This is a genomic window from Shimia sp. W99 (assembly GCF_053851455.3).
This window is the reverse complement of record NZ_JBSQBU020000001.1, coordinates 3,538,157-3,562,992: the sequence shown is the minus strand read 5'-3', so window position 1 is coordinate 3,562,992 and position 24,836 is coordinate 3,538,157. Positions and strand designations below refer to the sequence as shown.

Here is a 24,836-nt window from a genome sequence, read left to right as displayed (position 1 = left end):
ATCAACCCCGCATCGCCAGCAGATGCGCATCACATTGCGCGCGCACCTTCTCGGCCGCCGCTTCGCGCACCGGCCCATAGCCCCGGATCTCCTGCGGTGCCTTCACAAGGGACGCCACCGCCTCTTCCCGCGCCGCGTCATACCCGGCTGCCACCTGTGCAAGCACGCCTTCGAACCAAGCGAGCAATTCCCGGTCGAGCTTGCGGTCCGCGCTGAAGCGGAACGGGTCGAACGCACCGCCACGCAGTCCCCGCATCTTGGCCAACCGCTTGAGCACCGGGCGCATCCACGGGCCCATCCGCATCTTCTTGGGCCGCCCGCGCCCATCCTTGCCCAAGGGCAGGATCGGCGGCGCCATGTGGTAATTCACCTTGAAGTCACCCTCGAATTCGCGCCGCAACACGTCGTCAAACCCGGTCTCCACATGCAGCCGGGCAACTTCGTACTCGTCCTTGTAGGCCATCAGCCGGAACAGCGATTTCGCCGCCTCGATCGCCAGCGCCTCTGGCAACACGCCCCGCACCGCCTCGATCTGGTCACGGAACCGCTCTGCATAAGCCCCATCCTGATAATCGCTCAGGAACGCCACCCGCCGGGCAATCACCTCATCAAGCCCCTGCGGCTTTGGGCTCTCCTCGACGGCAAAGGCCGAACTGTCATGCGCCAGCACCCGCCCCAGATCAAAGGCCCGCGCGTTCTTTTCCACGGCCACGCCATTGAGCAGGATCGCCTGTTTCAACGCGCCCTCACTGACCGGCACCAGCCCCTTCTGCCACGCAAAGCCCAGCATCATGACATTGGCAAAAACCGAATCCCCCATCAGCCGTTCCGCCAGCGCATTGGCATCCAGCGCCGACAGGTTCTCGGCGCCAACCGCATCGCGGATCACCCGCTCACGCAGCCCGATCTTCAAATCCGCGTCCCGGTTCAGCACCAGGTCCCCGGTCGGCATCGCCGCCGTATTGAGCACCACGCGCGACCCTTTGCGGTAATGCACGCTCGCCTTGGGCGCCGAGGACACCACCACGTCACAGCCAATCACCGCATCCGCCGCGCCCGCCTCTGTGCGCACCTGATAAAGCGCCTCCGGGCTGGTCCCCAGCCGGATATAGCTCAGCACCGTGCCGAACTTCTGCGCAAAGCCGGTAAAGTCGAGCACGCTTGCCCCCGACCCTTCCAGATGCGCCGCCATGGTGATCAGCGCGCCCACCGTCACAACGCCGGTGCCGCCCACACCCGTGACCAACAGGTCAAATGGTTCCGCGAGTGATGGCACCCGAGGTGTGGGCAACCCGGCCATCAACCCGGCCAGGTCTATGTCCGCGCCGTCCCGTTTGCGCCGCTTCGCCCCGGTCACGGTCACAAAGCTGGGACAGAACCCGTTCACACAAGAGAAGTCCTTGTTACAGGTGGACAGGTTGATTTTCCGTTTACGGCCAAACTCGGTCTCCACCGGCTCCACGCTCAGACAGTTGCTCTCGACCGAACAATCGCCGCATCCCTCGCAAACCAGCTCATTGATAAAGGCAAAGGTATCGGGGTCTTCCATCGTGCCCCGCTTGCGCCGCCGCCGCTTCTCCGTGGCACAGGTCTGCTCATAGATCAAAAGCGTCACACCCTTGATTTCACGCAACTCCCGCTGTACTTCATCAAGCGCACTGCGATCCCGGAACGTGGTGCCGGGCGGGAAATCCCCGTGGCTGAACTTGCCGATATTGTCGCTCACCAGCGCGATCCGCGTCACCCCTTCGGCGCGCGCGTTCCAAGCAATCCCTTGCACCGAAACCGGGCCATCCACCGGCTGCCCGCCGGTCATTGCCACCGCATCATTGAACAGCACCTTGTAGGTGATATTCGCCCCCACCGCGACGGCCTGCCGGATCGCCAACGATCCCGAATGATACCACGTCCCTTCCCCAAGGTTCTGGAATACGTGACGCCCGCCGTTGAACTTCTGCGCCACGGCCACGGGTACGCCCTCGCCCCCCATCTGGGCATAACCGCCGGTGTTGCGCCCCATCCAGCTTGCCATCACGTGACAGCCGATCCCGCTCATCGCGCGGCTGCCCTCGGGCACCTTGGTCGAGGTGTTATGAGGACACCCGGAACAGAAATACGGCGTCCGCGTCGCCCCCGGCACGTTCAGCACAGGCGGCTTTTCCGCCACCAGCGCCCGCGCCTTTTCTTCCAGACCTTCTACCGGGAAGAACCGCGCCAGCCGCTCAGCCACCACCGGCACCAGCATCAGCGGGCTCAACTCGCCCGTCCACGGCAACAACGGATCGCCCACCGCGCGATGTTTGCCCACCATCCGCTCGGGCTTCGCGCCGGGCCAGTCATAGAAATACTCCTTGAACTGGCTCTCGATGATGCCCCGCTTTTCCTCGACCACCAGCACCTCGCGCTTGCCGGTCACAAAGGCCAGCGCATCGCGTCGCGCCAGCGGCCAGACCATGCCCACCTTGTAGATGTCGATCCCCAACCGCCGACAGGCGGCCTCATCAAGCCCCAGAAGGCGCAGCGCCTCCATCAGGTCCAGATGCCCCTTACCGGTGGTCACAAAGCCATAGGTCGCGTCCTCGATATCATAGATGCGCCGGTCGATCGGGTTCGCCTCGACAAAGGCTTCCACCGCCTCAAGCTTGTGCCCGATCCGGGTTTCGATTTCCGGGCTGGGCAGGTCGCTGGGGCGCACGTGCAAGCCCCCCGGCGGCATGTCGAACTCGGGCGTCACGAACTGCCGGTCGGGTTGCAATTCCACCGACCTCCCGGATTCCACCGTTTCCGAGATCGCCTTGAACCCGACCCACGTCCCCGAGAACCGTGACAGCGCAAAGCCGTATTCCCCAAAGGCGAGGTATTCCTCGACGCTCGCCGGGTTCAGCGTCGGCATGAACCACGACATGAAGGCCACGTCCGACTGATGGGGCATCGACGAACTCACGCAGCCATGGTCATCCCCGGCCACGACCAGAACGCCGCCCTTGGGCGACGACCCATAGGCATTGCCGTGTTTGAGCGCATCCCCCGACCGGTCGACCCCCGGCCCCTTGCCGTACCACATCGAAAACAGGCCATCATATTCACAATCCGGGTCCAGCACCGCCTGCTGCGCCCCCAGAACCGCCGTCGCGCCCAGATCCTCGTTCACCGCCGGCATGAAGGTGATCCGCTCCGCTTCCGCCCGCTTTTTCTCACGCCAGAACTCAAGATCCAGCGCCCCAAGCGGCGAGCCGCGATACCCCGACACGAACCCGCCGGTATTGAGCCCCGCCGCCCGGTCGCGCCGCGCCTGGTCAAACATCACCCGCACGAGCGCCTGCGTCCCGGTCAGGAACACCCGCCCCGTTTCGCGGTCATAACGATCAGACAGGGCATAGCTTTGAAAATCATGGGCAGAATGGGTCATAGCGCGTCTCCTCTGGAACGAAGAGTATGACACAAAACTCCGGAAAAACGGTTCCCATTTCCACGCCATAACCGTAGAATGCGAAAAATCAGCTCGAAAAACACAGCCATTCTGAAATGAAAATTCATGCAACTTGATACCAAGGACCGCCGCCTCCTCGCTCTTCTCGAACGCGACAGCCGCCTGTCCAACGCGGAACTGGCCGAACAGGTCGGCATGTCCACCTCGGCCTGCTGGCGCCGGGTCAAGGCGTTCGAAGAGGCCGGGCTGATCGACGGCTACGGCGCGCGCCTGCGCCCTGAAAAGCTGGGCCTTGGCTTTCACGCCATCGTGCATGTCCAGCTGACCCGACACGACAAACCGGCACTCAAACACTTTATCGAAGTCATCCCAAACCGCCCCGAGGTGCGCGATTGCTTTGCCACCACCGGGGCTGCGGATTATCACCTGCGCATCCGCTGCACCGATATCGACGCCTATAACCGCTTTCTCGAAGACGTGCTTTTCACCCTGCCCGCCGTGCGCTCGGCCCAGACCAACGTCATATTGCGCGACCTGAAATCCCGCTGACCCCGCCCCGGACTTGATCCGGGGCTCCGCGCCGGGTACTGCGTATGAAACCAAGCGAGAAACTTCCCATGACCCGCAAAGTCACCATCCTGAACGGCCCGAACCTCAACCTGCTCGGCAAACGCGAACCCGAAATCTACGGCTCGGACACGCTCGAGGATGTCGCCAAAAACTGCGCGACCCTAGGCAAGGATCTCGGGATCGACACGACGCTGTTACAGTCCAACCACGAAGGCCAGCTGATCGACTGGATTCACGCGGCCCGCGAAGATTCGGACGGCATCATCATCAACCCCGCCGCCTTCACCCATACTTCCGTGGCCATCCTCGATGCGCTCAACACCTTCAAAGGCCCTGTGCTCGAAGTGCACATCTCCAACGTGCATCAGCGTGAAAGCTTCCGGCACCATTCCTATGTCTCGCTGCGCGCCAACGGCGTGATCGCGGGCTTCGGCGTTGAGGGCTACGAACTCGCCCTGCGCCGCATGGCAACCCTGCTGGGATAAGCAATCCCGCGCGAACGCCGCCCCGGGGGGCGGGTCGGCCTGCGGCCTTGAGTCCGCACCCCTACCGCTTCTTCATCGCATCCAGCAACGCCGCGCCCAGCGCGCCATTGCCGCTGTCCCGACCTTGTCCGCGCGGCTGCGGCTTGCCGCCACCCCCACGCGGCCCCCGACCAGAACCACCGCCAGGACCACCGCGCCCCTGCGGTCCGCCGCGCTCGTTGCGCGCCTCGCGCGCCGAGGCGCCGCCGTCCTTCTTCATGCTCAGACCAATCCGCTTGCGGGCCACGTCCACCTCGGTCACGCGCACCTTCACGACATCCCCTGCCTTGACCACCTCATGCGGGTCTTTCACGAACCGATCCGCCAATTGGCTCACATGCACCAGCCCGTCCTGATGCACCCCGATATCCACAAACGCGCCAAAGGCCGCCACGTTCGTGACCGTCCCCTCCAGCATCATCCCCGGCTTGAGGTCGGTGATCTCCTCGACCCCATCGGCAAAGGCCGCCGTCTTGAAGGTCGGACGCGGATCGCGCCCCGGCTTCTCCAACTCGGACAAAATATCCCGCACCGTCGGCAGACCAAAGCGGTCACTGACGAACTCCTCCGCCCGCACCCTCTTCAAAGCGCCTTCATCCCCCATCAGAGACCGCACATCGCGCCCACAGGCCGCAACGATCCGCCGCGCCACGTCATAGGCCTCGGGGTGCACCGCGCTCGCATCCAGCGGTTCTGCACCGTCCCTGATCCGCAAAAACCCGGCGCATTGCTCAAACGCCACCGGCCCCAGCCGCGCCACCTTCAAAAGCTCCTTGCGCGAGGCAAACGCCCCATTGGCATCCCGATGCGCCACGATCGCCTCGGCCAATCCCGGCCCAAGCCCCGACACATGCGCCAAGAGCGGTGCCGACGCCATGTTGAGGTCCACGCCAACCGCGTTCACCGCATCTTCGACCACCGCCTCCAGCGACTTGCCAAGACGGAACTGGTCCACGTCATGCTGATACTGGCCCACGCCAATCGACTTGGGTTCGATCTTCACCAATTCGGCCAGCGGATCCTGCAAGCGCCGCGCAATCGACACCGCCCCGCGCAAGGACACGTCCAGCCCCGGAAACTCCCGCGCCGCCAGCTCGCTCGCCGAATACACGCTGGCCCCGGCCTCGCTCACAACCACCTTGGTCGGCGCCTTCACACTCTTCGGCAACAGCTTCAACACATCCCCGACCAACCGCTCACTCTCGCGGCTCGCCGTGCCATTGCCAATCGCGATCAGCTCCACGCCATGCTTGGCAATCAACCCCAACAGCACCGCCTCGGCCCCGCGCACATCATTCTTGGGCTGGAACGGATAGATCGTCGCCGTGTCCAAAAGTTTGCCCGTGGCATCCACCACCGCCACCTTACAGCCGGTCCGAATGCCCGGATCCAACCCCAGCGTCGCCTTGGCCCCCGCCGGGGCCGCCAAGAGCAAATCCTTCAAATTACGCGCAAAGACGGCAATCGCCTCTTCCTGCGCCCGCGCCCGCAGCTCACCCATCAACTCCACGGTCATCGTGAGCGAAAGCTTCACCCGCCAGCTCCACCCCGCCACCTTGCGCAGCCACTGATCCCCCGGCCCGTCGCCGCGTGTTTCCAACTGCGCCGCCACCATGCTCTCGGCGCGCTCCTTGCCGCCTTCGGGGTCAGGCCCGATATCCATCGAGATCACGCCTTCTTTGCTGGCCCGCATCATCGCCAGCGCGCGGTGGCTCGGCACCTTGGCCCAGGGTTCGGAATGCTCGAAATAATCCGAGAACTTGGCCCCCGCCTGTTCCTGCCCCGGAATGACCCGCGCCGTGACAATCGCCTCTTTCTGCAAAAAGCTGCGCAACTGCCCCAACAGGTCTGCATTCTCGCACAGCCCCTCGGCAATGATATCCCGCGCCCCGTCCAGCGCCGCCTTTTCATCCGCGACCGCCTCGCCCAGATACCCCTTGGCAAGCAGCTCCGGGTCAGCGTTCCGATCCGCCAGGATCGCCTCGGCCAACGGCTCTAACCCGTTTTCGCGGGCAATCATCGCCTTGGTGCGGCGCTTGGGTTTGTAGGGCAGGTAAATATCTTCCAGCGCGGCCTTGGTCTCGGCCCCGGCAATCGCCTTGGCAAGTTCATCACTCATCTTGCCCTGCTCGGTGATCGACGCCGCCACGGTCTCGCGCCGCGCCTCCAATTCGCGCAGGTACACCAGACGATCAGACAGCGTCCGCAACTGCGTGTCATCCAGCCCGCCCGTCACCTCTTTGCGGTAACGCGCCACGAAAGGCACCGTCGCCCCCTCGTCGAGCAGTTTGACGGCGGCCCCCACCTGTTCGGGCCGGGCTCCGATCTCGGTTGCGATGGTCCGTGAAATACGCGCACTGGTGTCCAAGGCTCTGCCTCCTGCCTGACTCGGGGAGGCTCTGTTTAGCCTTGAGACCGGGCGGGGCCAAGGCGTTTCGAAACGCCTTGCAAAGCGATTAAGAAATCGCTTTCCCCCCGTCCGCCCTGTGAACCGGACGATTTCCAGACAAAATACCGACGCGATACCGACGTGATACCGATGCAATACCGAAAGGGTTTTTCGACATTAACCCAACGCCTTACCCCCGATTCGCGCACCTCAGCGCCCGCCAACATCCTCGGGCGCAATCGACACGGTCTTAACCACTGCGTAACACTTCACCCCGGGGACCAATCCCAAGGCATCGGCAGACCGCCGCGTCACCCGCGCCAGCACCGGCCCGGCATTTGTCTTGACCGAGACAATCGCCCCCGGCCCATCGCCCGCGCGCACCGCGTCAATCTCGCCAGCCATCATGTTGAGCGCCGACAACCCCTTGGGTTCGTCGCGGCTCAGGATCACGTCATGCGCCGCGATCCGCACCCGCATCAACGTGCCAACTCCTTGCGAAATCCTTGGCAAAAACAATGGGTTGCCGCCTGCGTCCAGCTCGCTCAACCCATCCTCGTGATGCGCCACAACCCGCGCCTCAAGCACCGCGCCCACGGCCCGCACCCCGGCCGGTGTGAACGCCGGATCACCCAGCACTTCGGCGGCAGGACCAACCCGGCTCACCCGGCCCTGTTCCAACGCCACAACCGTCGTCGCCAGCCGCGCCACTTCGCCCATGGAATGACTCACATAGAGGATCGGCACATCTGCCTCATCCCTAAGCCTCTCGAAATAGGGCATAATCTCGGCCTTACGCGCCTCGTCCAGCGCCGCAAGCGGTTCATCTGCCAGGATCAACCGGGGCCGCGCCAACAATGCCCGCCCAATCGCCACCCGCTGTTTTTCGCCCCCCGAAAGCATCCCCGGACGCCGCCCCAAAAGCGGCTCGATCCCCAGCATATCAACCACCTTGTCCAGCTCGGAAACGGCGCCGCCTTTTGGTGCAAACCTCTGACCATACAGCAGATTTTGCTTCACACTCATATGCGGAAACAGCCGCCCCTCCTGAAACACATAGCCCAGCCGACGCTTGTGGGGCGGCAACCAGATGCCCGCCGCGCTGTCCTGCAAAACCCAGTCATCGACCGCCACGCGCCCCACGCTCCCACGCGACAGCCCGGCCACCGCGTTGATCAGGGTTGTCTTGCCAGAACCCGAGGCGCCAAACAGCACTGTCGCCCCGTTTGGGGCCTCGAATTCAACATCCAGATCGAAACCTTCAACTCTTTGTTTTATATTGACGAAAAGGCTCATACGCCACCCACCCTACGCGCGAGGTAGCGCCCAATGAACTCGCTCAGCAACAGCGCGGCCATGGCCACAAAGACAGACACCATCACGAGGCGCAACGCCGCCGTTTCGCCCCCCGGCACCTGCAGGAAACTGTAGATCGCCGAGGGCAGGGTTCTGGTCTGGCCGGGGATGTTGGACACAAAGGTGATCGTCGCCCCGAACTCGCCCATCGCCTTGGCGAAAGCCAGCACCGTGCCCGCCAGAATTCCCGGTAAAATCAAGGGGATGGTCACGGTCAGGAACACCCACATCCGCGACGCGCCAAGGGTCGAGGCCGCCTGTTCCAACTTCGGGTCCACCGCCTCGATCGACAGCCGGACCGCCCGTACCAAAAGAGGAAAGGCCATCACCGCCGCCGCCAAGGCCGCCCCGGTCCATCGGAACGCAAAAACGATGCCCAACTCCTTGAGAAAGCTTCCAAATCCGCTCTGTGTTCCGAAGGCCATCAACAGCAGATAGCCGGTCGCGACAGGGGGCAGGATTAACGGCAGGTGCACCAGTCCATTGACCAACTGCTTGCCCGGAAAGGACCACCGCGCCAGCGCATAGGCCACGAAAATCCCCGGCCCCAACGCCCCCAGCGTGGCCCAGCACGCCACCTTGAGCGACAACGCCACCGCCGCCCATTCCTCAGGCCCCAACCAGTCGGTCATGACCCGCCCTCCGACCGCATTCGGAACCCTTGCCTTTCAAACGCTGCACGCGCCGTATCGCCTTGCATGTATTGCAGAAAATCTGCTCCGAGACCGCCCCCCCGCCCCGCCACAACCGCAGCCGGATAGATGATTTCAGGCACCAGCTCAGGTCGAAAAGCGCCAACAATTACAACATCTTCACTGGCGCGCGCATCGGTTTCATAGACAATACCCAACGGCGCCTCCCCCAAGGCAACCAGCGCCAAAGCGGCGCGCACGTTGTCGGCCTGTGCAACCTGTGGCGAAACTTCGTCCCAGACGCCAAGCGCGCTCAATGCAGCCTTGCCATACTGCCCGGCAGGCACCGCGTCGACCAGGGCCATCGCCAGCCGCCCATCGCCCAAAAGCAAGCGCACATCCTCGCCAATCACCGGGCGCGCCACAGGCTCCGCCCCTTTCGGCGCGATCAGCACAAGTTGGTTTTCCAAGAGATCAACCCGGCTCTCCGATAGCACCAACCCCTTGTTTTCAAGGTAATCCATCCACATCGCATTGGCCGACAGGTACACGTCTGCAGGCGCGCCAAACGCGATCTGGCGCGCCAGGGCGGATGAGCCTGCCAGCGCCACCACCACCCGATGCCCAGTATCGGCCTCATAGGTCTCGGCGATCTCGTCCAGCGCATTCTTGAGGCTGGCAGCGGCAAAAACCGTCACCTCACCCGCCATGGCAACTGGCGCCAAGCCCCCCAGAAACAGGGTCAGAACAGCCACAAGGCTTATCAATCCACGGCGCCTGACCATTATTCTCCCGGTGTGGAACACATTCGATTTCAAAGGGATACCGAATAACCCCCGTTGTCGCAACACGCGCCTTCCCGCTTGAGCCGGACGCGAGACTTGCTAAGACTACTGCCAGAAGTCGAGGAGGAACGCACATGACCCAACGCCCTGTCTTGATCGCCGGAGGCGGCATCGGCGGCCTGAGCGTCGCCCTGACCTTGCACCAGATCGGCGTGCCCTGCATCGTGTTCGAAGCGGTTGATGAACTGCGCCCGCTTGGCGTGGGCATCAACCTTCAACCCAACGCCGTACGCGAGTTGTACGATATGGGGTTCTCGCGCGAAGACCTTGATAAGGTTGGTGTTTCGGCCAAGGAATGGGCACTCGTCGGGCTCAACGGAAATGACATCTACGCTGAACCGCGTGGCGAAGAGGCTGGCTATAACTGGCCGCAATACGCCGTGCATCGCGGCACCTTTCACATGATGCTCCATGACGCCTTCGTCGCCCGCGCCGGGCAGGACGCGGTCCAGCTTGGTGCGCGTGTCACGGGGTACGAAAATAACGCCGACGGGACAGCGACAGCCGTGATCGAACAGGCCAACGGCACCACACGGTATGAGACCGGTTCGCTGCTCATCGGGGCCGACGGTATCCATTCTGCAATCCGCGCGCAGATGCATCCCGACCAGCCCCCGATCCATTGGGGCGGCGCGCTGATGTGGCGTGGCACCACGCGTTGCAAGCCGATCCGCACCGGCTCCTCCTTTGTCGGACTCGGCACGCATCGTCACCGCATGGTGATCTACCCGATCTCTGCACCCGATCCCGAGACGGGCGAGGCCGAGGTCAACTGGATTGCCGAAGTCACGGTCGACAATACCGAGGACTGGCAGAAAAGCGGCTGGTTCCGGCAGGTCGAGATCGACGAATTCGTGCATCACTTCAAGGACTTCACCTATGACTGGCTCGATGTACCCGCGATGATCCGCGGCGCAGACATCGCCTTTGAAAACCCGATGATCGACCGCGATCCCATCCCCACCTGGCGCGATGGCGCTGTAGCCCTGATCGGGGATGCGGCCCACGCCATGTATCCCACCGGGTCCAACGGGGCGAGTCAGGCTGTGATCGACGCCCGCACCCTTGGCGCCGCGATGCTGGAACATGGCGTGACGGCTGACGCGCTGGCCGCTTATGATGCCAAGCTCTGCGGCCCGGTGTCGGACCTCATCCTGCGCAATCGCGGCGCCGGGCCGTTTGGGCTTCTGAACCTCGTGGAAGACCGCTGTGGCGGCGCGTTCGAAAACATCGACGACGTGATCCCCGCGCAGGAACGGGCCGACTTCATGGCCGGGTACAAGGCAGCCGCAGGCTTTGCCATCGACACGCTGAACGCGGCCCCGCCGATCATTCCGACGGGGGCCAGGGCCTGACCTGTCACGCGGGTTCGAACAACTCCTGCCAGCGGTGACAGGCCACCTCGTGCCCATCCGCCTCAGCATGCTGCAAGGTCGGCTCCTCGACTTTGCAGCGATCCACCGCATGAGGGCAGCGGGTGTGAAACTTGCAGCCCGACGGCTGGTTCGTCGGAGACGGAATCTCGCCCTCGAGCTTCTGCGTCTTGCCCCTGTCATCAGGATCAAGGGACGGGATCGCGGAAAACAGCGCCTTGGTATAGGGATGCTTGGGCGCATTGAACAAGGTGCGTGTCGGCGCGGTCTCCACCAACCGCCCGAGGTACATCACCGCGACATGGTCACAGGTATGCGCTACAACCGACAAATCGTGGCTGATGAACATGAAGGTCAGCCCCAAGTCGCGCTGCAACTCTTTCAAAAGGTTGAGAACATCCGCCTGGATCGACACGTCAAGCGCCGCCACACTTTCATCTGCCACTACGAACTTCGGATCGCTCACCAATGCCCGCGCGATCGAGATACGTTGCCGCTGCCCCCCGGAAAACGCATGCGGAAAGCGGCGCAGGTGTTCGAGATTCAATCGACACTTGGCCGCGATTTCCCGCACCTTTTCATCCGTTTCCGCCCGCGAGGAGGTCAGCCCCATGACCTCCAGCGGTTCGGCGATGATGTCGCGTACGGTCATGCGCGGGCTGAGCGCGGCATAGGGATCCTGAAAAATCAGCTGTGCCCGCTTGCGGTAATCTTTGAGCTCTGTCCCCCCAAGTTCGGCCAGATCATACTGCACCTCTCCATCGTCATAACGGGCATGCCCACCGGTGATCGGCACCGCCTTCAAAAGCGCCCGGCCCAGCGTTGTCTTGCCGGACCCGGACTCGCCCACAAGCCCAAAGAACGATCCCTTCTCGATCTCGACAGTCACCCCGTCGACCGCCTTCAGGATCTGCTTGTTGAACATGCCCTTGCCGATCTGGAACCCCACGGACAGCCCCTCGGCACGGATCAGGATATCGCCACTCATGCGCGCGCTCCCTTGGGATAGATGTGACAGGACACGGAATGGTTCCCATCGAGATCATAGCGTTGGGGCAACGCCTTCATACACGGCTCGCCCACCACCTGAGAACAGCGGGTATGGAATACGCAACCACTTGGCCGCTCCAGCGGTGACGGGATGTCGCCCGGCACCGGTGTCAGTGGCGCGTCGAGATCGTCAAGCTTGGGCAAAGCCGACAAAAGCCCTTGTGTATATGGGTGCGCCGGGGTGCGGATCACTTCGCGCACCGGGCCTTCCTCGATCAGCTCCCCCAGATACATAACCGACACCTTGTCGGCGGTCTGGGCCACAACGCCAAGGTCGTGCGTGATGAAAATGATGCCCATGTGGAACTCGTTCACGAGATCCTTCATCAGGTCGATCACCTGCGCCTGGATGGTCACGTCAAGTGCGGTCGTCGGCTCGTCCGCAATCAGAAGCTTGGGCTGGGTCGACAGCGCCATGGCGATCATCGCCCGCTGGCGCATCCCGCCCGACAATTCGAACGCGTATTGATCGAACCGCTTATGCGCATCCGATATCCCGACCCGGTCCAGCATCTCGACCGAGATTTCCTTGGCCTTGGCCTTGGACATGTCCCCGTGCAACATCAGCTGTTCGACCATCTGTTTGCCGATGGTGATCGCCGGGGCAAAACTGGCCATCGGCTCCTGGAAGATCATCGAGATCGCCCCACCCCGCACAACCTGCAATTCCGACGGTTTGCGCAGCGACAGCACGTCGACCTCCCGGTCATCCAGATGCAGCGTGATCCTGCTTTCGGGGCTGTAAACCGCGTTGCGTGCATTGAGATGCATCAACGCCTTGGCCGTGACCGACTTGCCCGACCCGGACTCACCCACCAGCCCCATCACCTCGCCCTTCTTGAGCGAGAAACTCACATTATCGACAGCCGTAATCAGACCCTCATCGGTCTTGAACTGCAGCGTCAGGTTTTCAACATCGATCAGGCTGCTCATTTATGGGAATCCGAATAGGGGTCAGCGGCATCGCGCAGGCCATCGCCCACAAACACGAAGGCCATCACAAGCACGATGAAAAAGATCACCGGGATGAAATACCACTGATAGTTCAACATCACGTCGGCACTGGTCGCCTTTTGCAGCATCACGCCAAGCGAACTGACCGGGTCTTTGAGACCCAGACCGATAAAGGACAGCGCGGTTTCGCTCAGCACCATGTAGGGGAAGGAAATCACAAGGTCGACGATGATATAGCTGGTGAAACTGGGCAGCAGGTGGCGGCGGATCACGTGGCTGGACGAGGCACCGCAGAGCTGGGCCGCCAGCACGTATTCCTGATTGCGCTCGGTCAGAAGGTGCGTGCGCACCCGTCGCGCCAGCGTGGGCCAGCCGATGAAGCCAAGGATCAGGGATATGTAAAAGAACCTGGCCTCGGCACTGGTCTCGGGAGGCATGAATGCCGCTACGGCCATGAAAAGCGGGATCGCAGGCACAACCCGCACCGCATCCGTGATCATCTGGATGAACCCGTCAATCGCGCCACCGTAATAGCCGGCCACCCCTCCTATGATCAGGGCCAGCACAAAGGCGATGAACACACCGATGGACCCCACCTGTAACGAGGTCCAGACCGCGTGCAGGGTGCGCGAGAATATGTCCTGCCCGTCCTCATCCGTGCCGAACAGGTGGATCTTGCCCCCTTCGACACCGAACAGATGCAGGTTGCCGGGGATGAATCCAAAAAGCTTGTAACGGTCCCCTGTCACGAACCACTGCACGTAAAGCCGCTTGTCTTCGTTGACCGTTGTCACCCAGCGGAAATTGGTCGCCATGGACCGCTCACGTTCCACCGCGTGAATGAAGGGACGGATAGAACATCCGTTCTTGTCGCAGAACTGCATGAGCTGCGGCGCGCCGTTGGTATAGTCCTTGTCCCGCCCGGCAATCGTCGGGTCATAGGGCGACAGGAACGGCGCAAACAGCCCGGCAAGGATCAGGGCGATAAGAACGAAAGCCGCCACCATCGCCGTTCGCTGCTTCTTGAAGCGCGCCCAGATCAGCTGCCGCTGCGAGGCGGTGAAATAGGCTTCCTTGGCTTTCTGATCCTCTGCCGACAACGGCCCTTCAGTCTGTGTTTGGCTGGTCATGGCTTACCTCAGGATGCTCTTGCGGACGCGCGGATCAAGCACCGCCAGCATCACGTCAGTCAGGAAGTTGAGCGTCACGATGGACGCGGTCAGCAAAAAGATGATCGCCCCTGCAAGCTGCTGATCGTTCGACCGCGCCAGCGCGTCGATCAGCAACGCCCCTGCCTCGGTCAGCGTCAGGATCAGTGCGACAATGGGCAGTTCGTTGAAGATCCGGTTGAGGTCGAACCCGAGCGAATTGACGATCGGCCCCAGAGCATGACGCGCCGGATAGTTCCACAAAAGCTTGCGCCCGAACACGCCCCGCGCCGATGCGGCCGTCACATAGAGCTTGCCGATCTCGTCCGACATCAGAGCCCGAACGGTCTGAAGCGCAAAGGCCGTGGCCGACCACCCGAGGATGAAGATTGGAAGCCAGGCATGTTTGAGCAGATCGACAAACTTGGCCCAACTCCACGCCGCATCCCGGTATTCCTTGGAAAACAGCCCGGTTAACGTTTCCCCGAACCAGACGGTTGATATCAGCATGATCATCAGCGCCAGCAGGAAATTCGGCATGGCAAGGCCAAAATAGCTGATGAATTTCAGCATGTTGTTCAGCGTGGCATTGTTCGACGCCGCCGCGATGATGCCCACCGGAATGGCAATCGCATAGGCCAGAACCAGCGAGGCAAGACAGATGCCAAGCGAGAACCAGAACTTCTGGCCCAGAAGGTTGGCAATGTTCACTCGAAGGATACAGCTATCCCCGAATTCACCCTGAAAGGCGTTGGTGATCCAGATCGTCCAGCGGGTCAGGAACGGTTTGTCCAGCCCAAGCCGCTGGCGTTCCACCTCGATATCGGCCACCGAAATGCCCGACCCTTGGGTGTTCTTGAAAGCAAGATAGCGTTCGGCGCAATCACCGGGCACCAGCTCCATGAGTGAAAACACGACCAGCGACACGATGATCAGCGTGAGCAGCGCCATCAATGCCCGTGTCAGAACAAAGCGTCCGAATTGCAACATAAGTTCGGTCCCATATCCCGTGGCCTCTTGTGGGCGCATCGGGTTTCTCTGTTGGTGTCGGGGGCGTCATGTCGCGCCCCCGATCTTTTGTTGGTCCCGTTTTGGCACGGGCCAGATCGCTCAAGAGTGACCGGCCCGCGCTGGAACGGTAGGTCCAGTTTGTTGCGGCTTATTCGTCCAGCCACCACTGCGTGGCGCGGTACGGATAGGTCCGGTAGTACTCATACGAATGCGTCTTGAACTCGACAAAGTTCTGAACACGGTTCGACTGGTAGATCGGCGCAGGCGCGTTCACCGTCCCGATGAACATCAGTTGCTTGGTCATCACGTCGACCATGCGCGCACCCGCGTCGTTGAACGCATCCGAACCCTGCGGCGCAGATTGCAGCGTGTTGATGTCGTCGATCATCGCCATCGCCCAGTCCGCCGGCTTTTCACCTGCGCTGCCACCCGAAGAGATATGTTCGGCCCACAGCATCGCGTTGCGCACGCCGAAGTAGTTCTCATACGGCGGCACCCAAAGCTCGTTGTTGCCGAGCACGATGGCCAACGGCTGACCCTTGCGCCACATGGCAACGTCAAGCTGGTTCGAGGACTGTGCCGAGCGATATTCGTCCGGGGTCACTTCCTTGACGACCGACTGAACGCCAACTTCGGCCCAGTACTGCGCGACCAGTTCCACGGTCTGACCCGCGATGCCCTGCGTCGAGAAGTTCAGGTTGAGAACAAGCTTGTCACCGTTGGGCAATTCGCGGAACCCGTCGCCATCGGTATCTTTCATACCCATCGCGTCCAGACGCTCATTTGCGCCGGCAGGGTCGAAATTCGCCATGTAGCCCTTGAGATTCGCATCCGCGAATTCCGGCAGCGGCGAGAAGCCGACATATTGCTGCGGCGTTCCCAGCCCGAAGAAGCCGACTTCGTTCAGCTCGTCGCGGTTGATCGCCAGAGACATCGCTTCACGGAAGCGGATATCGGCAAAGGCCGCGCGTTTACCTGCGTCCGGATGCGTGACGTTGAAGCCGAAAACACCCATTGTGATCTCGGGGCGCAGGTAGATCGAGTAGTTCCCGCTTTCCTGATTTTCCAGCAGGATCGGCGCCGAAGCAAGCTGCAGCGACTGCGACTTGTAGTCGACCTCGCCGTTCACCAGCTTCAGGATACGCACCTCGTTGTCGTTGATATAAACTTCATCCTGCTCCGAGATATAGGGCAGCTGGTTGCCTGCCGTATCCACTTGGTGGAAATACGGGTTGGCGACCAGATGACGGCCCTCGGGCGTCTCGGTCACGACGAAATGGCTCTCAAGCGTCGGTACGGCGGCCTTGGGAAGACCGGACACACGATCCGGGATCGAGAGCATCGGGCTTGGCGTGTCGGTCCAGTCCGAGTTGCCGTAATAGGCCTTGATTGCATCGTAGCCGTTTTCGAATCCAAGCGCTTGCGCGTTTGCATCCGCGTTCGGGTCGATATCCGGGTGGAACTGGCCAAGGAAATGCTTGGGCTGGAAGCCCTGCGCAAACGAGTTGGCAAAGTGCGCCGTCAGGCCCGGCTTGGGTGCGGGCAGGTTGAAGATCACGGTCACATCATCCGGCGTGTCCACCGTCATCCGTTCTCCACCAACAAGGGCATAGTCCTTGGGCTCGGAGAAGATGTTCGTGTCCATCATCAGGTTGTCATACCAGAACTTCACGTCCGCCGAGGTGAACGGCGCACCGTCCGACCACTTGTGACCCTTGCGCAGTTTAAAGGTCAGCTGCGTGAAATCGTCGTTCCAGGTGAACGACTTGGCGATGTTCGGCACGATGGTCTGCAAATCATCCGAGAACCGGGCGAGGTTCACATGGCGCACCGACAGGAAGTCCGAGGTCCCGGCCTCTGGCGCGTTCGACAGCACATCCAGCGTGCCACCGTATTTCCCGACCGAGGCATAGGGCACCATGACCAGCGGCTCTTCGGGCAGACGCTCGGCCAGCGGCGGCAGATCGCCGTTGCCCTGGATGCGCGCGTTCAGCGCCGCTGCATCCGGGTTGCCGGAAAATTCCATCTTGCAGCCTGCGGCGGCTTCAAATTCCGAGACATCGTATTGTTGTGGGTTGGCGCCGGGCGCGACGCCCTGCATGTCCGCGACCGTGATAGCCGGGCAACTCGCCATGGCGGCGACAGGCATCAATGCGATGGCTGCACCGGATAGAAGTAGACGTTTCATATGACCTCCAGTTGGTTATCAGTTTCGGCAGTTGGATCCGCCTTATTCTAGAACGCAATGTTATGCGCCGGATTATGCTCGACGAGCCAGCAAGGTGGCGTGGCGTGCCTGGTCCTGTCATGCGGGCGTTTCCACCATGTGTCCTATGACATGCATGTAACCGTTTTCTTTCAGCCACGAGGATCGTTCCACTTTGGCGCCACATCGCACAGCCTCAAAACCAAGCCGAACGAAACCCGGGCACCGAACGATCACCCCCACAAATTTCTGGTGTTTACCCCCTTGGTTTTAGCTGGACCCAGCAAACCCGGTTTCCAAAAACTGATCAAGCATTTTGTCGCACCCCTCTGACCTATGTGCTTGTTTTTCCGAAACTTGCCGCCGTGATACGCACATCGAAACCCGCCCGTTGTCCGCAACCGCGCCCCGAACCCCTTGCGAAACAGGCCCCTTACAGCCTCCAGTGCCAGCGTCACTTTGGCGGGCTTCGCCCAAGCTCTTGTTCCAGAGTGGCGGATTTTCAGGTGCCACTCCTGAGGGAGTGCTGATGGACATTGATTCCCCGCTTTGCCTAAACTGCGCGCAGGAGGCGGCGGCGATGTCTGACATAAAAGAACCTCACGCGACCCACCGGGAAGTGGAACTGCTCGACACATTGCGTTCCGAGGGGGGGTCGGCGCGCACCGCGCGGCTGGCCGAAATGCTGAATGTCAGCGAGGAAACCGTGCGCCGCACGGTCAAGGCACTTGCCAAGGCGGGCCGTGTGGAGCGCGTGCATGGCGGCGTCTACCTTTCCAATACCGAGGCCCTCAGCCCTGTCGGCCTGCGCCTCGAAACACGCACCGCGGAAAAGCTCGCCATCGCCCGTGCAGTTGCCCGCCAGATCCCCTCCGGATCCTCGGTCTTTCTCGACGTGGGCAGCACCACCGCCTTTGTGGCCGAGGCGCTTGCGGCGCACAAGGACCTGACGATCATCACCAACGGGCTGCACGCCGCCAATGCGCTTGCGTCACAAGGCGCGCATCGCGTGTTCTTTGCCGGTGGCGAGTTGCTGCCCGATATCGGGGGCACCGTCGGAAAAGGCGCCATCGAATTCGTGACTCAATTCAGCATCGACACAGCCGTTTTTTCCATCGACGGGGTCGACCTGAATACCGGGTTCCTGCTGACTGTTTCTTCAGAAGCCGACCTTGCCCGCGCAGTGGCGGCGCGGGCGCAGCGCACCATCGTCGCCTGTGACAGCGCCAAGTTCGGAAGCCGCGCGCCCATCGTCGCCTTCCCGACCGACAGTGTCGACCTTGTCGTGACTGACCAGCCGCTGGCCCCGGCCTTCACGACCCAGTTTGCCCTGTGGGAGGTCGAGGCCATCATCGCCCCCTGAGCGCGCCCGCTTTAGCCGTGGCGCGCCTGCCGGATCGGGCCGTTGCTGGTGATCTGGTCCAGAGACAGCGTGTGGTCCATGTTGCGCATCCGATGGCGCAGCATCATGCGTGTCAGACGCAACATGTCGGAAGCATAATCCGGGTTATCCGCGACGTTCTCGAATTCGCCATTTTGCGCATGGTCAAACAGGATCGGCGGAAGGTCACAGGCGAATTCGACCAGCGTGAACCGCCCATCGCGCAATATGCCCAGACAGGATTCGCTGGCCCCCGTGCCAAGCGCCTGCTGCCAGACCGTCGGCTTCTTCAGGTCCGCGAAATCGAACTCCGAGAATGAATAGTCGCGCCAATCCGACGGCACCGAACCGCGCAGCAGGGGCAGCAAAGACCGCCCGTCGACCGAGTTCGGAATGGCCTGCCCGATCCAGTCGAGGATGGTCGGAACGATGTCGATGGACTCGGTCGGCGCATCAATCCGCGCCCCGGCCTGCGCCGCATTTTCCGGTAGCCGCACGATCAATGGAATACGATAGGCCGCGTCAAAGACCGACATCTTGCCCCAGGCGTGATGATCCCCCAGCAACTCGCCATGATCTGCCGTCACGATCAACAGCGTCGACTCGTATTGCCCGCTCTCCTTGAGGTATTTCACGACCCGTCCGGTATGGTGGTCCACCTCGGTCGCCAGCCCGAGATAGACCGCCCGCGCCCCCTGCGTGACCGCGTCATTCACCTCGAAACCGGGAAAGCCAAAGAACGGCGTTGCCGGTGTTTCCTTAAGCTGTGCCGGCCCCATGAACGGATGCAGTGCCGCCGCCTCTTCCGGCGTCGCCGCACGGGTTGGCATCGGCAGCGCCTTTGGATCATACATCCGATTATAGGGTTCCGGCGCGATCAGGGGCCAATGTGGGCGGATATAGGTCAGATGCGCAAACCAGTTTTCCGTGTGATATCCCGCGATCGTGTCGATGAACCGGTCCGTCAGGAACGCTGTGTCGCTGTCCTCGGCCCGGTAAAACGCGGGATCACCGATCCGCGCCTCCCGCCCCTCCGGGCTGACGGGTTTGTAGACGTTTTCGTACCCGCCAAACTCATAGCCCTTGTGGATCAGGTGGGCGCGCCACGGGAAAGACATTTCCATGCGCATTTCCAGCATCTCGTGAAATCCGTTCATCGGGTATTCATAAGTCTGCACTGCCGGGTCCTTGGGGTCGTGAATCCGCGGGTCCGCCGCCGTATCGGTATAGCCGAAGACCATCGGCAGATATCCCGCCTTGCGGATTTCCGTGGCAAGGTTGGCCGTGTCATGTCGCAAGGGCGTGCCGTTGCGCACCGACCGGTGGTTCATCGCGTATTGCCCGGTCAAAAGCGAAACCCGCGCCGGGCCGCAGGGGCTTGTGACCGTGTAGTGGCGATCGAAACTCACCGCATCCTGCATCAGCGCCCGCAGGTTGGGCAGGTCCACATGATCCGCCAGGGCTCCGGCCACGCAATCGGCGCGCAGCTGGTCGATGGTAATGAACAGCACGTTTTTCTGGGCACTCATCCGGCGTCTCCCCAAATGTCTTTCCTGAAGTTCTAGGAAAGCCCGCCCTCTCGGTCCACTGGAATCAGCCTGTGCCGCGACGTGCCGAAACTATTCTCTGGACGCCTGCAGAACAGCCTCGATCCGCGCAAGGGTGGCGGTGTTGACGGCAACCCCATCTTCGCGCGCCGCAACCCGTTTGTTGCGCCGCCCGTCTCCCGGAAGATGCGCCCCCTCCTGATCACGGATCGCCCCGACCAGGTCGCGCATGCGATCGGCAAATCCGCCACTTGAAGTGGCCCCGGGATCAATCGCCAGAAACATCTGCCCCGTGCGCGGCGGCCCACCTGCCGTCCCCGAGAAAGGCGAAGCGTGAATGCCCAGCGTCGCCCCCGTCATGGCCGCCGCCATGATCTCGGTCAGCAGGGCAACGCCCACGCCCTTGTAGCCGCCGGACGGTGCCATCGACCCTTTGAGCCCGACCTCGGGGTCGGTCGTGGGATTGCCGCCCGCATCCAGCGCCCATCCAACCGGGATCGGTTTGCCTTCGCGCGCATATTTCATCACTTCGGACTTGGCGATCGTGCTGGCGGATTGATCGATCAGAACCGCTGGTTCGCCATCCGCTCCGGGGGCCGCAATCGAAAACGGGTTCGTCCCCACGACGGGTCGCGCCCCGCCCGAAGGCGCAATCGACGCCGGGGCGTTGGTAAACCCGATCCCCAACAATCCTGCCTGTGCCAGCCGATAGGTGTGATACCCCAGCACGCCGCAATTATAGCTGTTATGGATCGCCAAAGCCGCGATGCCCTGTTCCCGCGCCAGCGGAATCAGCCGGTCAAAGCCCGCGTCAATCGCCGCGTGGGCAAACCCGGTCGCGGCATCCACCGTCACCACGCCGGGCCGGGGCTGCGTGACAACCGGGATCGCCTGCCCATCCACCTTGCCGCATTGCACATGCTCGCAATAGATCGGGATATATGCGAGACCGTGACTGGCAACACCATCGGCCTCGGTCGCTGCGGTCGCAACCGCCAGCGGGCGGGCGTTTTCCTCGGATGTACCCGCGGCCACCAGCGCGCGCAGCGACAGGTCTTCGATTTCAGCAAGCGTCAGGGTTCGTGTCTCGATCATGTCATCCTCGGGTCAATCATTGTCTGTGGTTCCAGCACCTGCCCCCAGAAGGCGGCTCTCCTCGGTGGCAGGGGCATAGGTGCGATGGGCCAGCGCGCTCAGCATGTCCCAGGCATCGGGGTCCGGCGTCGCCCGCGTGGCAAGGGCCGCGACCGTGCCCATGGAACCGCCCATCAGGATTTGAACCGCCCCCGCGACCGGCATCGCGCCCCGTAGCGACAGGTGCGCTCCATCCGTGACCGCCTCGAAACCGTCCCCCCGCAGCGTGACCGTTGTGCCAAACCGACGCGCCGCCATGGCGGCAAAGGGGAGAAGAAACACTGGAACCGGTGCCGCTTCAAATGATCTCGGCGTCGTGACGAGCCGCGCCGCCTCATCCGAGAGCGACACGCCCGTCCCAATCGGGCAGTCTGCGCAGGGCAAACAGCCTTCTTGTTCGGCTGCCCGGCACCCCCGCCGCCGCGCCAGCACACGCGCCAGCACCGCGACCCCGTCGATACCCTGCGCGCAAAGCCAGCGCGTCGCCTTCGAGGCCTCCTCGGCCAACCCCCACGGATACCCGGCGCCACGCGTCGCCTTCTTGGCCATTGCCTCGACTTCGTTCAGCGAAAAGGTCATGCCGTTTCCTCCGGATAGACCCAGAGATCGGCATTTTCATTCCCAAGCTCCTGCGGATAAGGCGCGCCGGAATACATGTTGACCCGGACCCAGCGATCCGAACGCGGATCAAACCGCGTCACGCCAAAAAACGACAGCTTGGCCCGAAGCATGTCAATCGGCATGACATCCGCCGCAATCGTGTTGGATTGCAGCTCTCCATAAGGTGCATTCAGGGACATTTGCGCGCGGCGCAGCGTGTGGCGGTGTTCGGGGTGTCGCGCAAGGAACCGGGCCACCGGGGCCACTTGATCCCACGTCGCCAACACCTCCTCTGCCGCCGCCGCATCCCGTGCCGGAGCCAGCGGTTGTTCATAGGCGTCAATAGGTTCCTCGAACCGTTCGCCAAGGCGCGGCTCAAGCTTTTCCTCGGACACGTACCAGGCCCGGGCACAGTTTTCTGGCGCCGCCCAGTCAATCCCAAACGCCCAGCCGAACCGCGCCCGCATCTGCGCACGCACCGCCCCCACCGTCATGCTTCCGTCAATGAAAAACGCCTCGGGCGCATCATCCGACATACCCTTCCCCAACGCGTCGACCAGCTCCGGATAGGGTTCGAGGATCAACGAGGCCAGCAGCTCCTGCCCTTCTTCGCTCAGCGCATCAGCGGCCCAGTGTATGAGCGTGTCCCATGGGCTGGGCCCGGCCAATCCCTCTGCTTCAAGATGCGCCTCCAGCCCCGCAAGATCCCGTTTCAGTCTCGACAGCTTCTCGATCTGAACGGGATGTTCCGAGCGCCACATTTCAACCGACGCCCTGCTCCTGTTAAGCAGCGTTCGAAACTGCGCAACCGCTTCGGGCGCGGCCTGTTTCACCGAACGCACCCGCGCTATCGCGGTTTCCCGCGCTCTGATCCAGTTGTTGAACAGGATCGGGTGGTTGATGATATAGGGCGCCATGCCAAGCCCGGTGGAATTTCCGATCCCCAACCGCCGCGCCAGCGCCGGATCAAGCCCGACCGCCGTGTCTCCGCCGCGCACCCGCGCCAAGTGCTCCACAAGGTCCCGAACGAACCAGCGGGTCAGGTAGACCGACAGCATTTCGGCCTGGAACGGGGCCTGCATCTCGGGCCGATCCGCGATCATTTCGCGATCCGCCGCGCCCAGCTTGCCCGACCCGTACACCGCCGTCGTGCGCATCAGGTAGCCAACCGCGTCAAGTTGCGCCGGGTCGGGCTGCCGCCCCTCGGACAGCGACTCGACCACATGCGCCCAAAGCCGGACCGACCGGTTTGCACGGCTGACCGAGATTTCGCGCGCGCTCACCCGCCCGGCTTCCTGCAATGGAACGTTCTTGGCCAGCCGGTCGATGTCGGCCTGCTTCGGGATGCCGTCAAACAGGGAGAACGTCGCATCCCACGCCGTCGCAATCACCCGGTCCGAACGCATTTCGGCAGGCAGATCATGGGCAAAAGCCACCAGCGAATAAGCCCGCTCGGGCCCTTGTGCGGTATAGACCGCCACCCCCACACCCCGCGCATCCATGTCAAAACGCGACCGCGTGAACACCCATCCCTCGACCGCCATCCGTCGCGTGAGCTGACGCATGAAGCTCAGCCGGCATTGATGCAGCGACCCAAGCCGCGACAGGGTCATGACCTGTTCCGGGGGGCGCAGCTCAACCATGCGTCTCTCCCATCGGCCCGAAGTTCTCGGCAAAGAAACGGTACCAGTTGCCGCCCATGATCCCCGCCACCTCATCTGCACTCATGCCAACACCGCGCAATCCCAGCTCGATATTGCCGAAATCACGGTTGTCCCGGAACCAATCCGGCATGGGCGGAAACCCGGGGGCCGCCTGCGAGCCTTCGCCATAGTCGATGTCCTTGGTCCAGCGTCCCACGCGCATCCACTCCACAACACTGTCGGGTTGATCCTGACACAGGTCCGACCCGATCCCCAAATGCGCCGTGCCGAACTTGTCCGCCGTCCGCGCAATCATCTCGCAAAAATCCGTTAGGCTGCAGGCCGACTTGCCCCGAAGGTGGTGCGGATAGAGCGAGAACCCGAACATGCCGCCGTTCTGGGTGACGGCCCGGATCACCTCGTCCCGCTTGTTGCGCAGGGCCGGTTGCCATTCATGTGGGTTGGCATGGGTGATCGCGATCGGCCGCTGCGAATGATCGGCGGCCTCGATGGTCGAACGGTCGCCAGAATGGCTCATGTCCACGACAAGCCCGACCCGGTTCATCTCTTTCACCACCTGTTTGCCCATCCGGGTCAAACCGCTGTCTTCGGCCTCGTAGCAACCGGTCGCCAGAAGGGACTGGTTGTTATAGGTGAGCTGCATGAACCGCGCACCCAGCGTGTGCAGAATTTCGACCAGCCCGATATCGTCCTCGATCGGGGACGGGTTCTGGAAACCGAAGAAAACCGCCGTGCGTCCGCTTTCGCGGGCCGCGTCAATATCGGACGCCCATTGCCCCTTCATGATCAGGTCAGGATATTGCTCGAACCACCGGTTCCACTTCTCAAAATTCAGAACGGTTTCCCGGAATGTCTCGTGATAGGCAACGGTCACGTGGATCGCGTCCACCCCGCCCTCGCGCAGCTGACGAAAGATCTTCTCGCTCCAGTTGGCATATTGCAGACCATCAATGCGCATCGCTTGCCCCCCTTCGTACCGGCTCTCCGCTCCTCCCAAGCGGCACAGATCGATGGTGGACTTG

General features: G+C 62.3%; 19 protein-coding genes. 4 read left to right on the top strand and 15 right to left on the bottom strand.

Annotated features, from left to right (window positions below):
* Position 1 precedes the first annotated feature (1 nt).
* Entirely contained in the window at positions 2–3,409 is a 3,408-nt protein-coding gene (locus tag ACS3QZ_RS17240) for an indolepyruvate ferredoxin oxidoreductase family protein (protein WP_456038943.1), read from the bottom strand.
* Positions 3,410–3,535: 126 nt separating this feature from the next.
* On the opposite strand from ACS3QZ_RS17240, the gene ACS3QZ_RS17235 reads away from it, so the two are divergent.
* Positions 3,536–3,979: an Lrp/AsnC family transcriptional regulator gene (locus ACS3QZ_RS17235; protein ID WP_456038942.1), complete on the top strand. Its 444-nt coding sequence runs from the start codon at positions 3,536–3,538 to the stop codon at positions 3,977–3,979.
* Between the two features lie 68 nt (positions 3,980–4,047).
* Positions 4,048–4,485, top strand: coding sequence for a type II 3-dehydroquinate dehydratase (aroQ, locus tag ACS3QZ_RS17230; protein ID WP_456038941.1), 438 nt, complete (start codon positions 4,048–4,050; stop codon positions 4,483–4,485).
* Between the two features lie 61 nt (positions 4,486–4,546).
* Here aroQ and ACS3QZ_RS17225 read toward each other — a convergent pair whose 3' ends face one another.
* The 4 genes from ACS3QZ_RS17225 to modA all read right to left on the bottom strand — a co-directional run bounded on the left by ACS3QZ_RS17225 (position 4,547) and on the right by modA (position 9,686).
* On the bottom strand, positions 4,547–6,892 hold the full coding sequence (locus ACS3QZ_RS17225; protein WP_456038940.1) for a Tex family protein: 2,346 nt from the start codon (positions 6,890–6,892) through the stop codon (positions 4,547–4,549).
* Positions 6,893–7,123: 231 nt separating this feature from the next.
* Positions 7,124–8,209, bottom strand: coding sequence for a molybdenum ABC transporter ATP-binding protein (gene modC / locus ACS3QZ_RS17220; RefSeq protein ID WP_456038939.1), 1,086 nt, complete (start codon positions 8,207–8,209; stop codon positions 7,124–7,126).
* Positions 8,206–8,901, bottom strand: coding sequence for a molybdate ABC transporter permease subunit (gene modB / locus ACS3QZ_RS17215; RefSeq protein ID WP_456038938.1), 696 nt, complete (start codon positions 8,899–8,901; stop codon positions 8,206–8,208). Before modB ends, modC begins: the two co-directional genes overlap by 4 nt.
* Positions 8,898–9,686 (bottom strand): molybdate ABC transporter substrate-binding protein, encoded by a 789-nt coding sequence (gene modA, locus ACS3QZ_RS17210; RefSeq protein WP_456038937.1) that lies wholly within the window; start codon positions 9,684–9,686, stop codon positions 8,898–8,900. Before modA ends, modB begins: the two co-directional genes overlap by 4 nt.
* A gap of 134 nt (positions 9,687–9,820) precedes the next feature.
* On the opposite strand from modA, the gene ACS3QZ_RS17205 reads away from it, so the two are divergent.
* Positions 9,821–11,101, top strand: coding sequence for a flavin-dependent oxidoreductase (locus ACS3QZ_RS17205; protein ID WP_456038936.1), 1,281 nt, complete (start codon positions 9,821–9,823; stop codon positions 11,099–11,101).
* Between the two features lie 4 nt (positions 11,102–11,105).
* Here the strand turns inward: ACS3QZ_RS17205 and ACS3QZ_RS17200 are convergent, their stop codons facing one another.
* The 5 genes from ACS3QZ_RS17200 to ACS3QZ_RS17180 all read right to left on the bottom strand — a co-directional run bounded on the left by ACS3QZ_RS17200 (position 11,106) and on the right by ACS3QZ_RS17180 (position 17,470).
* Complete coding sequence (locus ACS3QZ_RS17200) at positions 11,106–12,107, bottom strand: ABC transporter ATP-binding protein (protein WP_456038935.1); 1,002 nt, start codon at positions 12,105–12,107, stop codon at positions 11,106–11,108.
* The gene (locus tag ACS3QZ_RS17195; protein WP_456038934.1) at positions 12,104–13,102 is read right to left on the bottom strand and encodes an ABC transporter ATP-binding protein; all 999 of its coding nucleotides are present in this window, start codon (positions 13,100–13,102) and stop codon (positions 12,104–12,106) included. Before ACS3QZ_RS17195 ends, ACS3QZ_RS17200 begins: the two co-directional genes overlap by 4 nt.
* Positions 13,099–14,253, bottom strand: coding sequence for an ABC transporter permease (locus tag ACS3QZ_RS17190; protein ID WP_456038933.1), 1,155 nt, complete (start codon positions 14,251–14,253; stop codon positions 13,099–13,101). The genes ACS3QZ_RS17195 and ACS3QZ_RS17190 overlap by 4 nt, the downstream gene beginning before the upstream one ends.
* 3 nt (positions 14,254–14,256) lie before the next feature.
* Positions 14,257–15,261: an ABC transporter permease gene (locus ACS3QZ_RS17185; protein WP_456039359.1), complete on the bottom strand. Its 1,005-nt coding sequence runs from the start codon at positions 15,259–15,261 to the stop codon at positions 14,257–14,259.
* Between the two features lie 169 nt (positions 15,262–15,430).
* A complete protein-coding gene (locus ACS3QZ_RS17180) occupies positions 15,431–17,470 on the bottom strand; it encodes an ABC transporter substrate-binding protein (protein ID WP_456038932.1) in 2,040 nt (679 codons plus the stop codon).
* A gap of 598 nt (positions 17,471–18,068) precedes the next feature.
* Between ACS3QZ_RS17180 and ACS3QZ_RS17175 the strand changes: the two genes are divergently transcribed.
* Complete coding sequence (locus ACS3QZ_RS17175; protein ID WP_456038931.1) at positions 18,069–18,851, top strand: DeoR/GlpR family DNA-binding transcription regulator; 783 nt, start codon at positions 18,069–18,071, stop codon at positions 18,849–18,851.
* A gap of 11 nt (positions 18,852–18,862) precedes the next feature.
* Here ACS3QZ_RS17175 and ACS3QZ_RS17170 read toward each other — a convergent pair whose 3' ends face one another.
* The 5 genes from ACS3QZ_RS17170 to ACS3QZ_RS17150 all read right to left on the bottom strand — a co-directional run bounded on the left by ACS3QZ_RS17170 (position 18,863) and on the right by ACS3QZ_RS17150 (position 24,772).
* Entirely contained in the window at positions 18,863–20,398 is a 1,536-nt protein-coding gene (locus ACS3QZ_RS17170; protein ID WP_456038930.1) for an alkaline phosphatase family protein, read from the bottom strand.
* A 90-nt stretch (positions 20,399–20,488) separates the two neighbouring features.
* Positions 20,489–21,511: an Ldh family oxidoreductase gene (locus ACS3QZ_RS17165; RefSeq protein ID WP_456038929.1), complete on the bottom strand. Its 1,023-nt coding sequence runs from the start codon at positions 21,509–21,511 to the stop codon at positions 20,489–20,491.
* A 12-nt stretch (positions 21,512–21,523) separates the two neighbouring features.
* Positions 21,524–22,129 carry a DUF3726 domain-containing protein gene (locus ACS3QZ_RS17160; protein ID WP_456038928.1) on the bottom strand — a complete coding sequence of 202 codons (606 nt, stop codon included), beginning with the start codon at positions 22,127–22,129 and terminating at the stop codon, positions 21,524–21,526.
* Positions 22,126–23,793, bottom strand: a complete 1,668-nt coding sequence (locus ACS3QZ_RS17155; RefSeq protein ID WP_456038927.1) for a hypothetical protein — start codon at positions 23,791–23,793, stop codon at positions 22,126–22,128. The genes ACS3QZ_RS17160 and ACS3QZ_RS17155 overlap by 4 nt, the downstream gene beginning before the upstream one ends.
* The gene (locus ACS3QZ_RS17150; protein ID WP_456038926.1) at positions 23,786–24,772 is read right to left on the bottom strand and encodes a membrane dipeptidase; all 987 of its coding nucleotides are present in this window, start codon (positions 24,770–24,772) and stop codon (positions 23,786–23,788) included. Before ACS3QZ_RS17150 ends, ACS3QZ_RS17155 begins: the two co-directional genes overlap by 8 nt.
* Positions 24,773–24,836: the final 64 nt, after the last annotated feature.